This is a genomic window from Pseudomonas sp. GW821-FHT11G12 (assembly GCF_058808055.1).
This window is the reverse complement of record NZ_JBXARH010000007.1, coordinates 290,577-301,645: the sequence shown is the minus strand read 5'-3', so window position 1 is coordinate 301,645 and position 11,069 is coordinate 290,577. Positions and strand designations below refer to the sequence as shown.

Below are 11,069 nucleotides of genomic sequence, written 5' to 3'. Positions count from 1 at the left end.
TTGGTGGAGCTAGACGGGATCGAACCGTCGACCTCTTGCATGCCATGCAAGCGCTCTCCCAGCTGAGCTATAGCCCCGGATTTTTCGCCTCGCGGCGGAGCGACATCTTGCAACATCGCTTCTGTAAAACTGGCGTCCCCTAGGGGACTCGAACCCCTGTTACCGCCGTGAAAGGGCGGTGTCCTAGGCCACTAGACGAAGGGGACGCAAACCCTTCTATACAACTGATCAACGCTGAGTGTTGATCGCTTCGAAGCCGGTGTGGCCAGGCTTCGAAGTGTAAATTGGTGGAGCTAGACGGGATCGAACCGTCGACCTCTTGCATGCCATGCAAGCGCTCTCCCAGCTGAGCTATAGCCCCTCATCGTTGATGTCATCGCTGAGGACGGGGCGAATCTTAAGGGCGTATCGAAAGGCTGTCAAACTTATTTTTGAAAAATTTCAAAATTTTTTGTCGGCATAACAATCACTTACCACCCTCCCCCCGTAAATTCGGGGGAAAACGCCGAAGGACGGGATCAAAAGATCCTGACCTCCGGCGCGTCCTGCAGAGTCAAACGCAATCAGGCGATAGCGCCCAACAGCTTTTCCCACTCTTTGTTTTCTTTCTTCGACACGCCGCCCAGCAGGTCAATCGCCTGGCGCAGACGGAAACGGGTCAGGTCCGGCCCGAGAATTTCCATAGCATCGAGCACCGATACCGAGCTCGCCTGACCGGTGATCGCGGCAAACATCAACGGCATCGCATCACGCAGTTTCAGTTCGAGGGATTCGACTACTGCCTGAATCGTCGCCGTGATGCTGTCCTTCTCCCACTGACGCAGGCTTTCGAGCTTCCACAGGATCAACTGCATCAGTTGACGAACCTGATCACCCGAGAGCTTTTTCGATTCGAACAGCTTGGCATCCGGGTTCACGCCACCGGCAAAGAAGAAACCGCCCAGCGGTGCAACCTGGCTGAACGTCTCGACGCGGCCCTGAACCAGCGGTGCGATCTTCATCATGTATTCGGAGTTGAACGCCCACTTTTGTACGCGAGCGGCGAACTCTTCCACCGGCAGATCACGCAGCCACTGGCCGTTGAGCCACGACAGCTTCTCGATGTCGAAAATCGGCCCGCCCAGCGAGACGCGCTTGAGGTCGAAGTTGTCGACCATTTCCTGCAGCGAGAACTTCTCGCGCTCGTCCGGCATCGACCAGCCCATGCGGCCCAGGTAGTTGAGCATGGCTTCCGGCATGAAACCCATGCGCTCGTAGAACGTCACCGAGGTCGGGTTCTTGCGCTTGGACAGCTTGCTTTTGTCCGGGTTACGCAGCAGCGGCATGTAGCACAGCTCCGGTTGTTCCCAGCCGAAGTATTCGTAAAGCAGGATCAGTTTCGGCGCCGACGGCAGCCATTCTTCACCGCGCAGCACGTGGGTGATGCCCATCAGGTGATCGTCGACCACGTTGGCCAGGAAGTACGTCGGCAGACCGTCGGTCTTCATCAGTACCTGCATGTCCATGCGATCCCACGGGATCTCGACGTCGCCACGCAGCATGTCCGGAACAACGCACACGCCTTCGCTCGGCACTTTCATACGGATCACGTGCGGCTCACCCGCAGCCAGGCGACGGGCGACTTCTTCCTTGGACAGCAACAGCGCACGGCCGTCGTAACGCGGGGTTTCGCCGCGCGCCATTTGTTCGGCGCGCATCTGGTCCAGCTCTTCGGCGGTGCAGAAGCACGGGAAGGCATGGCCCATATCGACCAGTTGCTGGCAGTACTTCTGATAGATGTCGCCGCGTTCGCTCTGACGATAAGGACCGTGCGGGCCGCCGACGTCCGGGCCTTCGCTCCAGTCGATACCGAGCCAGCGCAGAGCGTCGAAGATCTGCTGTTCGGACTCGCGGGTCGAGCGCAACTGATCGGTGTCTTCGATGCGCAGGATGAACTCACCGCCGTGCTGCTTGGCAAAGCAGTAGTTGAACAATGCGATGTAAGCGGTACCTACGTGGGGATCCCCGGTAGGCGATGGCGCGATGCGAGTGCGGACGGTGGTCATGGCATGTCTCGAAAAGAATGAAAAGCAAAGAACGATCAAGCGGCGAATGGTAACAGGCGACACCCGCCCCGCTCCAGCGGACAGGGCATTTAAGCCAACTTTGCGTCTGTAACGCCCGTTGGCCGTGGTGAATGGCTGAATATCAGCAGACGGCATTTACCGTTCATCGGCTGTATGCCAGATTCGCCTGCTGATAACTTTCCTTACAATTCCTCGACTACAGTTTGCCCATGCCTGCCCAACTCAAGCGTCGCCTGTTCATTTTCCTGCTGCTCGTCCTGCTGATTGCCGGGGGCTTTTTTGCTCATTGGTTTTTCAAGGGACGCTTTTATGAAAGCACCGACAACGCCTATGTCCAGGGTGAAATCACCCGCGTGTCGAGCCAATTGAGCGCACGCATCGACGAAGTCCTGGTGCAGGACAACCAGCATGTGGAAAAAGGCCAGTTGCTGGTCCGCCTCGAGGGCGAAGATTTCCGCCTCGCGGTCGATCGCGCCAACGCCGCCCTCGCCACCCGCGAAGCCGAGCGCCTGCAAGCCCAGAGCAAACTGACCCAGCAGGCCAGCCTGATCGCTGCCAGCGACGCACAAGTAGCAACCACGCAAGCCACCCTCGGCCGCTCGCAGGTCGATTTGTCGCGGGCAGAAACCCTGCGCAAACCCGGCTACGTCTCCGAGGAGCGGGTCACCACCCTCTCCGCCGACGCCCACATCGCCCGCTCGCAAGTGGCCAAGGCCCAGGCCGATGCGCAGAGTCAGCGCCAGCAAGTCAACGCGCTGAGCGCCGAAATCAAACGCCTCGACGCACAGATCTCCAACGCCCGCGCCGACCTCGCCCAGGCCGAGCTGAACCTGACCCGCAGCGAAATCCACGCGCCGATCAGCGGCCTGATCGGCCAGCGCGCCGCACGCAATGGCCAAATCGTGCAGGCTGGCGCTTACTTGTTGTCGATCGTTCCGGACGAAGACATCTGGGTGCAGGCCAACTTCAAGGAAACCCAGATCGGCCACATGCTGCCGGGCCAGAAGGCCGAACTGGTCTTCGACGCTTATGGCGATACGCCGATCGAAGCGCGGGTCGACAGCCTGTTCGCCGCCTCCGGCGCACAGTTCAGCCTGTTGCCGCCGGACAACGCCACCGGCAACTTCACCAAGGTCGTGCAGCGGATTCCGGTCAAGCTGACCTTCAAGGCCGATAACCCGCTGCACGGCAAGATCCGTCCGGGCATGTCGGTCACCGCCACCGTGAATATCAAAGACGCCCCAGACAATGGCCGGTGATCAACTGATCCGCCCGGTCGGCGAACCGACCCGGCGGGACTGGATCGCGGTGATGAGCGTCATGCTCGGCGCGTTCATGGCGGTGCTCGACATTCAGATCACCAACTCATCGCTCAAGGATATTCAGGGCGCCCTGTCGGCGACCCTGGAAGAAGGCTCGTGGATTTCCACCTCCTATCTGGTGGCGGAAATCATCATGATCCCGCTGACCGCATGGCTGGTGCAGTTGCTCTCGGCACGGCGGCTGGCGGTGTGGGTGTCGCTGGGGTTTCTGATTTCGTCGTTGCTGTGTTCGATGGCCTGGAGCCTCGACAGCATGATCGTGTTCCGCGCCATGCAGGGCTTCACCGGCGGCGCGCTGATCCCGCTGGCCTTCACCCTGACCCTGATCAAACTCCCCGAACACCACCGCGCCAAAGGCATGGCGATGTTCGCCATGACCGCCACTTTCGCCCCGTCCATCGGACCGACCCTCGGCGGCTGGCTCACGGAGAACTGGGGCTGGGAATACATCTTCTACATCAACATTCCGCCGGGGCTGATCATGATCGCCGGGCTGATGTACGGTCTGGAGAAAAAAGAAGCGCACTGGGAACTGCTGAAAAGCACCGATTACACCGGCATTCTCACGCTGGGCGTTGGCCTCGGTTGCCTGCAGGTGTTTCTTGAGGAAGGCCATCGCAAGGACTGGCTGGAATCGAGCCTGATCGTGACACTGGGCAGCATCGCCCTGCTGAGCCTGATCACCTTTGTCATCGTGCAGGTTTCCAAACCCAATCCGCTGATCAACCTCGGCATCCTGCGCAATCGCAACTTCGGGCTGTCGAGCATTTCCAGCCTTGGCATGGGGGTCGGGCTGTACGGCTCGATCTATCTGCTGCCGCTGTACCTGGCGCAGATCCAGAATTACAACGCCTTGCAGATCGGCGAAGTGATCATGTGGATGGGCGTGCCCCAGCTATTTCTGATTCCACTGGTGCCGAAACTGATGAAGTTCGTATCGCCGAAATGGCTGTGCACGATCGGCTTCGGCCTGTTCGGGCTGGCGAGTTTTTCATCCGGCGTGCTCAACCCGGACTTTGCCGGACCGCAGTTCAATCAGATCCAGATCATCCGCGCCCTCGGCCAGCCGCTGATCATGGTGACCATTTCGCTGATCGCCACGGCGTACATCCTGCCGCAGGACGCGGGCTCGGCATCGAGTCTGTTCAACATCCTGCGCAACCTCGGCGGCGCCATCGGCATTGCCCTGCTCGCGACGTTGCTGGATGCGCGCACCAAGACCTACTTCGATTACCTGCGTGAAGCCGTGGTACCCACCAATCCGCAGGTGGCCGAACGGCTGGCGTCGATGGCCGATCGCTTCGGCAATGACACGGCGGCGCTGGGGAAATTGAGCGAGATCGTTCATCAGCAGGCGCTGATCATGGCCTACAACGATGCGTTTCGTTTTGTCGGGATTGCGCTGGGGATCAGCATGCTGGCGATCTTGCTGACCAAGAAACTGCCCGCCGGCCTGAAGGCCGGCGAAGCGCACTAACCTTGAGTGGACGCAGAGCGTCCAGGGCTGCATTCCCACGCAGAGCGTGGGAACGATCAGTCAGACCGCCAACAATCGCTCGCGCATTTTGGCAATCTCGTCGCGCATCTGCGCCGCCGCTTCGAATTCCAGGTCGCGGGCCAGCTGGTACATCTTCTCTTCCAGTTGGCGGATGCGCTTGGTGATCTCGCTCGGCGAGCGCAGTTCGGCTTCGTACTTGGCGTTCTCTTCGGCGGCCTTGGCCATGCCTTTGCGCTTCTTGCTGCGCGAACCGGGCACGGTGGCGCCTTCCATGATGTCGGCGACGTCCTTGAACACGCCCTTCGGTGTGATGCCGTTGGCCAGGTTGAAGGCGATCTGCTTGTCGCGACGGCGCTCGGTTTCGCCGATTGCACGCTCCATCGAACCGGTCATGCGATCCGCGTAGAGAATCGCCCGGCCATTGAGGTTACGTGCCGCGCGACCGATGGTCTGGATCAGTGAACGCTCGGAACGCAGGAAGCCTTCCTTGTCCGCATCGAGGATCGCCACCAGCGAGACTTCCGGCATGTCCAGGCCTTCACGCAGCAGGTTGATCCCCACCAGCACATCGAAGGTGCCCAGGCGCAGATCACGGATGATTTCAACCCGTTCGACCGTGTCGATGTCCGAGTGCAGATAACGCACGCGCACGCCGTGATCGGCCAGGTAATCGGTCAAGTCTTCGGCCATGCGTTTGGTCAGCGTGGTGACCAGCACTCGCTCCTCCACCGCCACACGTTTGGTGATTTCCGAAAGCAGATCGTCGACCTGGGTCAGCGCCGGACGTACTTCGACCTGCGGGTCGACCAGACCGGTCGGGCGCACCACTTGCTCGATCACCCGCCCGGCGTGCTCGGCTTCGTAGTTGCCGGGCGTGGCCGAGACAAAAATCGTCTGCGGGCTCACCCCTTCCCACTCGTCGAACCGCATCGGCCGGTTGTCCAGCGCCGATGGCAGGCGGAAGCCGTATTCCACCAGGGTTTCCTTGCGCGAACGGTCACCCTTATACATCGCACCGACTTGCGGCACGCTGACGTGGGATTCGTCGATCACCAGCAAGGCGTCGGCTGGCAGGTAATCGTAGAGCGTCGGCGGCGCCGCACCGGCCGGGCGCCCGGACAGGTAACGCGAGTAGTTTTCGATGCCGTTGCAGTAACCGAGTTCGAGGATCATCTCCAGGTCGAACCGGGTACGCTGCTCCAGACGTTGGGCTTCAACCAGTTTGTTGTTGTTGCGCAGGTATTCCAGGCGCTCCTGCAACTCGACCTTGATCCCCTCGATGGCGTCGAGCAGGGTTTCCCGGGGCGTCACGTAGTGGCTCTTCGGATAGAACGTGAAACGCGGCAGCTTGCGGATGACCTCGCCGGTCAGCGGGTCGAACGCGGAAATGCTTTCCACCTCGTCATCGAACAACTCGATACGGATCGCTTCGAGGTCGGATTCCGCCGGGTAGATGTCGATTACATCACCGCGCACACGGAACGTGGCCCGGGCGAAATCCATGTCATTGCGGGTGTATTGCAGGTCGGCCAGACGCCGCACCAGCGCACGCTGATCGAGCTTGTCGCCGCGATCGACGTGCAAGACCATTTTCAAATAGGTTTCCGGGCTGCCCAGACCGTAGATACACGACACCGTGGTGACGATGATCGCGTCCTTGCGCTCCAGCAATGCCTTGGTTGCCGACAGACGCATCTGCTCGATGTGGTCGTTGATCGACGCATCCTTCTCGATGAAGGTGTCGGACGATGGCACATAGGCTTCAGGCTGGTAGTAGTCGTAGTAGGAAACGAAGTATTCGACGGCGTTGTTCGGGAAGAATGACTTGAACTCGCCATACAACTGCGCCGCCAGGGTCTTGTTCGGCGCCAGCACCAGGGTCGGACGCTGTACCTGGGCAATCACGTTGGCGATGCTGAAGGTCTTGCCCGAGCCGGTCACACCGAGCAGGGTCTGGTGCGCCAGCCCGGCTTCGATGCCCTCGACCATCTGGCGAATGGCTTCAGGCTGATCGCCGGCTGGGTCGAATCGGGTGACGAGCTGGAATTCAGACATAAACACCTCTGGATTCGCGACGCTGCGGACAAACCGGAGCCCCACGAGAAAGACCGCAAACGACCGATGTCGCGCAAGGAAAAACGAAGATTGTGCTGAATGTGGAGCCGATTGCCTCGCCTTTCAAGGTAAACGTCCTACATCCGGTAAAGTCTCCGACAAGTCCATTCGACTAACGGTCGAGAAATAATCGGAAAAACTTACCTTAAAAGCCGAATCGCCTGTCGCCATTGATCGATGATGGCCTCTATACTAGCTCCCCGTTTGTGCACCGCTCTAGTGCATTCGGCTGGAGCGCCACACGTCCCTCCACTCTCCATTAGAGCTGCCGTAAAAATGAGCCTGTTCTCCGCTGTCGAAATGGCACCCCGCGATCCAATCCTGGGCCTCAACGAAGCATTCAACGCCGATACCCGGACCAATAAGGTCAACCTCGGGGTGGGTGTGTACTGCAACGAAGAGGGGCGAATTCCACTCCTGCGCGCCGTCATCGAAGCCGAAACCATTCGCGCCGCTCAGCATGCCTCCCGTGGCTATCTGCCAATCGACGGCATCGCTGCCTACGACCAGGCCGTGCAAAAGCTGCTGTTCGGCAATGATTCGCCACTGCTGGCGGCTGGCCGCGTTGTCACCACTCAGGCGGTCGGCGGGACCGGCGCACTGAAAATCGGTGCCGACTTCCTCAAGCAACTGCTGCCGAATGCCGTTGTGGCGATCAGCGATCCGAGCTGGGAAAACCACCGCGCGCTGTTCGAAACCGCCGGTTTCCCGGTGCAGAACTATCGCTACTACGACGCCGCCACCCACGACGTGAACCGTGCCGGCCTGCTCGAAGACCTCAACGCTCTGCCGAACGGCTCGATCATCGTGCTGCACGCCTGCTGCCACAACCCGACCGGTGTCGACCTGAGCCCGGCTGACTGGAACAACGTGCTGGAAGCGGTCAAGGCCAAAGGTCACGTGCCGTTCCTCGACATGGCCTACCAGGGCTTTGGCGACGGCATCGCCGAAGACGCCGCTGCCGTGCGCCTGTTCGCCGACTCCGGCCTGACCTTCTTCGTGTCGAGCTCGTTCTCCAAGTCGTTCTCGCTGTACGGCGAGCGCGTCGGTGCCCTATCGATCATCAGCGAATCGAAAGAAGAAAGCGCGCGCGTGCTGTCGCAAGTCAAACGCGTGATCCGCACCAACTACTCCAACCCGCCGACCCACGGCGCAAGCATCGTTGCTGCGGTGTTGAACAGCCCGGAACTGCGCGCCCAGTGGGAAGCGGAACTGGCTGAAATGCGCCTGCGCATTCGCGGCATGCGTGAGCAGATGGTCGCTCTGCTGGCGAAGAAAGCCCCGCAGCGTGACTTCAGCTTCGTCGGTCGCCAGCGCGGCATGTTCTCCTACTCCGGCCTGACCACCGAGCAGGTTCACCGCCTGCGCAACGAGTTCGGCATCTACGCCCTGGACACCGGCCGCATCTGCGTCGCTGCGCTGAACCAGAGCAACATCGAAGTCGTGACGGACGCCATCGTTCAGGTCATCTGACCTGACGTAGCACTGAAAACGGGAAGCTTTCGGGCTTCCCGTTTTTATTTGTCTGAAGAAAAGCCGCTACACCCTCTAGACTGCACACAGACGATATTTCAGAGAGACAACATGAAAAACGATGACCTGCGCGCCGACCGCGACGATCTGGATGACTTCATCCCCCGCGCCCCGGCCAAACGCGGCAACAACCTGGTGCTGCAAGTCGCGGCCGGGGTGTTTCTCGGCGGGCTGGCGCTGTGGCTGGTGCAACTGGGCGCAACGATGCTGTACGCCAAACTGATGCTCGGCACCTTCACGTTCGGCGGTTAAGCCAGTTCCGTTGCGCGCTGAGTCGCCGCATCGTCATAAACGACATAGAGCGATTCGGCGACCTGGCTCTTGATGGCCTTGGTGCTTTCCAGACCGAGGACAAAACCTTCGGCCTTGCCGCCTGCGCGGTTCAGTTCTTCAGCCGTGGCGGCCTGGGTGATCGCATCGAAAAGCTTTTCGGCGTGCGGGCCGACGCCTTTGGGCAGGCTGATTTGCGCGGTGGTCATGCGAACACCTCGGCAGGACGATGGATCAGGATGGATCTATTCATGGCGCGTACCTTTTCGGCGAATGGCCGGCAGCGCGTGTGACCACTTCCGGGCGGCCATGGTAGACCTCTGCTGCGGTTCTGGTAACCGCCAATCGCCGATAAACCGCCGTCCGTCCTGATCTTTCCAACAAATTTACAACTGGCGCTTGACTAGTCTTTTTAAATCAGTAACATACGCACCAATTCCGCAATAGCTCAGTTGGTAGAGCAAGTGACTGTTAATCACTGGGTCCCTGGTTCGAGTCCAGGTTGTGGAGCCAAATACAGAGCCCCTGAATCGAAAGATTCAGGGGCTTTTTTGTGGGCGCTGGAAAATGCAGTGCAATAAAAAGGGCCGATCAGTTTCGCAACTGATCGGCCCTTCTCATTCAGAAACAGCGGTCAGACGTGTTCACCGCTCTTGGCATGCGCCTTCGGCGCGCCGTGTCCGTGATCCGAATCCGCCTCGATCACTGGCACTTCATTGCCGTCGCAGTCATGCAGTTTGCCGTCGCTGAAGTAATCGCCCTCGCGCAGCGCTGCCAGATCCCGATAACGCAGGGTTCGCTCTTCTGCCGCAGCAAACACCGACTGCTGATCCGAGTTACCTGCCGTGAAGTGGTTGAACGCCAGGTTCAGCAGGATCGCCATGATCGCCGACGAACTGATGCCCGAGTGGAAAATGGTCGCGAACCAGCTCGGGAAGTGATCGTAGAAGTTCGGCGCGGCAATCGGGATCATGCCGAAGCCGATCGAGGTCGCGACGATGATCAAGTTGACGTTGTTGCGGTAATCCACCTTGGACAGTGTGCGGATGCCGCTCGCCGCCACGGTGCCGAACAACACGATGCCGGCACCACCGAGTACCGACGTCGGCACTGCTGCGATCACCCGGCCCATGAACGGCAGCAGGCCGAGGATCACCAGGAAGATGCCGCCGGTCGCCACCACATAGCGGCTCTTGATTCCGGTCACCGCCACCAGGCCAACGTTCTGGGCGAAAGCGCTCTGGGTGAACGAACCGAAGATCGGTGCAAACATGCTCGACAGCATGTCCGCCCGCAGGCCGTTGCCCAGACGTTTGGAGTCGACCTTGGTACCGATGATTTCACCGACCGCCAGGATGTCCGCCGAGGTTTCCACCAGGGTCACCATGACCACGATGCACATCGACAGAATCGCAGCGAAGTGGAAGGTCGGCATGCCGAAATGGAACGGTGTCGGGAAGCCGAACATCGGCCCTTGAGTAACGTTAGAGAAATCCGCCATGCCGAGAAACACCGCCAGCACCGTGCCGATCACCATCGCCAACAGGATCGACAGACGCGAGATGGTGGAACTGCCGACCTTGCTCAGCAACAACACCAGCACCAGCGTGACCGCCGCCAGACCGATGTTCTGCATGCTGCCGAAGTCCGGAGCGTGGCTGTTGCCGCCCATGGCCCAGCGCGCGGCCACCGGCATCAGCGTCAGGCCGATGGTGGTGATCACGATGCCGGTAACCAGCGGTGGAAAGAACTTGGTGATTCGCGAGAACACCGGCGTGATCAGCAAACCGATCAACGACGCGGCAATCACCGCCCCGAGTACCGACTGAAAGCCGCCCTCCCCGCCACTGCTGACAATCGCCACCATGGTCGCGACACCGGAAAACGACACGCCCTGCACCAGCGGCAACTGACATCCGAAAAACGGTAGACCCAGGGTTTGCAGCAACGTGGCCAGCCCCCCCGCAAACAATGAAGCAGCAATCAACAGACCAATGTCCGCCGGCGATAACCCGGCGGCCTGACCGATGATCAGCGGCACCGCGACGATACCGCCATACATGGTCAGAACATGTTGCAGGCCGTAAGCCATATTCGCGCCGACCCCGAGGTTTTCGTCCTCGGGCCGTTGGTGTGAAACATGGGGCGTTTTCATGGTGGGGGGTTCCCTGGTTTTTGTTATGCGCACACTGTATTCAATACTCGTGACAAATGTCCATAGAGTTGTATACAACTTATCGGTCACATTATGGATAGGTAGCCACC

Annotated in this window: 8 protein-coding genes and 4 tRNA genes; 5 read left to right on the top strand and 7 right to left on the bottom strand. The window is 59.9% G+C overall.

All coding sequences use genetic code 11. The features are described 5' to 3' along the window. Position 1 precedes the first annotated feature (1 nt). The 4 genes from AC1RR7_RS21320 to gltX all read right to left on the bottom strand — a co-directional run bounded on the left by AC1RR7_RS21320 (position 2) and on the right by gltX (position 2,045). Positions 2 to 77: transfer RNA gene (locus AC1RR7_RS21320), tRNA-Ala, on the bottom strand. A gap of 53 nt (positions 78 to 130) precedes the next feature. Next, a tRNA-Glu gene (locus tag AC1RR7_RS21315) sits at positions 131 to 206 on the bottom strand. A 79-nt stretch (positions 207 to 285) separates the two neighbouring features. After that, a tRNA-Ala gene (locus tag AC1RR7_RS21310) sits at positions 286 to 361 on the bottom strand. A gap of 202 nt (positions 362 to 563) precedes the next feature. Further along, positions 564 to 2,045: a glutamate--tRNA ligase gene (gene gltX, locus AC1RR7_RS21305; RefSeq protein WP_102621977.1), complete on the bottom strand. Its 1,482-nt coding sequence runs from the start codon at positions 2,043 to 2,045 to the stop codon at positions 564 to 566. A 230-nt stretch (positions 2,046 to 2,275) separates the two neighbouring features. Here gltX and AC1RR7_RS21300 point away from each other — a divergent pair, with 230 nt between their 5' ends. Next, a complete protein-coding gene (locus AC1RR7_RS21300) occupies positions 2,276 to 3,325 on the top strand; it encodes an HlyD family secretion protein (protein ID WP_493158382.1) in 1,050 nt (349 codons plus the stop codon). Further along, the gene (locus tag AC1RR7_RS21295; RefSeq protein WP_493158381.1) at positions 3,315 to 4,865 is read left to right on the top strand and encodes an MDR family MFS transporter; all 1,551 of its coding nucleotides are present in this window, start codon (positions 3,315 to 3,317) and stop codon (positions 4,863 to 4,865) included. The genes AC1RR7_RS21300 and AC1RR7_RS21295 overlap by 11 nt, the downstream gene beginning before the upstream one ends. Before the next feature lie 60 nt (positions 4,866 to 4,925). Here the strand turns inward: AC1RR7_RS21295 and uvrB are convergent, their stop codons facing one another. Further along, entirely contained in the window at positions 4,926 to 6,941 is a 2,016-nt protein-coding gene (gene uvrB / locus AC1RR7_RS21290) for an excinuclease ABC subunit UvrB (protein ID WP_096821182.1), read from the bottom strand. A 336-nt stretch (positions 6,942 to 7,277) separates the two neighbouring features. Here uvrB and AC1RR7_RS21285 point away from each other — a divergent pair, with 336 nt between their 5' ends. Further along, on the top strand, positions 7,278 to 8,474 hold the full coding sequence (locus AC1RR7_RS21285) for an amino acid aminotransferase (RefSeq protein ID WP_096821181.1): 1,197 nt from the start codon (positions 7,278 to 7,280) through the stop codon (positions 8,472 to 8,474). Between the two features lie 111 nt (positions 8,475 to 8,585). Beyond that, a complete protein-coding gene (locus AC1RR7_RS21280; RefSeq protein ID WP_007956421.1) occupies positions 8,586 to 8,786 on the top strand; it encodes a hypothetical protein in 201 nt (66 codons plus the stop codon). Here AC1RR7_RS21280 and AC1RR7_RS21275 read toward each other — a convergent pair. Beyond that, positions 8,783 to 9,013, bottom strand: a complete 231-nt coding sequence (locus tag AC1RR7_RS21275) for a hypothetical protein (protein WP_493158380.1) — start codon at positions 9,011 to 9,013, stop codon at positions 8,783 to 8,785. The two genes, AC1RR7_RS21280 and AC1RR7_RS21275, sit on opposite strands and share 4 nt — an antisense overlap. Before the next feature lie 228 nt (positions 9,014 to 9,241). On the opposite strand from AC1RR7_RS21275, the gene AC1RR7_RS21270 reads away from it, so the two are divergent. Further along, positions 9,242 to 9,317, top strand: a tRNA-Asn gene (locus AC1RR7_RS21270). A gap of 121 nt (positions 9,318 to 9,438) precedes the next feature. On the opposite strand, the gene AC1RR7_RS21265 is transcribed toward AC1RR7_RS21270, so the two are convergent. Then, entirely contained in the window at positions 9,439 to 10,959 is a 1,521-nt protein-coding gene (locus AC1RR7_RS21265; RefSeq protein WP_102621972.1) for a nucleobase:cation symporter-2 family protein, read from the bottom strand. Between the last annotated feature and the right edge of the window lie 110 nt (positions 10,960 to 11,069).

What these genes read in the sequence shown, in the direction of transcription:
- gltX (WP_102621977.1), bottom strand. Translation starts at nt 2,045, where the DNA reads ATGACCACCGTCCGCACTCGCATCGCGCCATCGCCTACCGGGGATCCC.
- AC1RR7_RS21300 (WP_493158382.1), top strand. Translation starts at nt 2,276, where the DNA reads ATGCCTGCCCAACTCAAGCGTCGCCTGTTCATTTTCCTGCTGCTCGTC.
- AC1RR7_RS21295 (WP_493158381.1), top strand. Translation starts at nt 3,315, where the DNA reads ATGGCCGGTGATCAACTGATCCGCCCGGTCGGCGAACCGACCCGGCGG.
- uvrB (WP_096821182.1), bottom strand. Translation starts at nt 6,941, where the DNA reads ATGTCTGAATTCCAGCTCGTCACCCGATTCGACCCAGCCGGCGATCAG.
- AC1RR7_RS21285 (WP_096821181.1), top strand. Translation starts at nt 7,278, where the DNA reads ATGAGCCTGTTCTCCGCTGTCGAAATGGCACCCCGCGATCCAATCCTG.
- AC1RR7_RS21280 (WP_007956421.1), top strand. Translation starts at nt 8,586, where the DNA reads ATGAAAAACGATGACCTGCGCGCCGACCGCGACGATCTGGATGACTTC.
- AC1RR7_RS21275 (WP_493158380.1), bottom strand. Translation starts at nt 9,013, where the DNA reads ATGACCACCGCGCAAATCAGCCTGCCCAAAGGCGTCGGCCCGCACGCC.
- AC1RR7_RS21265 (WP_102621972.1), bottom strand. Translation starts at nt 10,959, where the DNA reads ATGAAAACGCCCCATGTTTCACACCAACGGCCCGAGGACGAAAACCTC.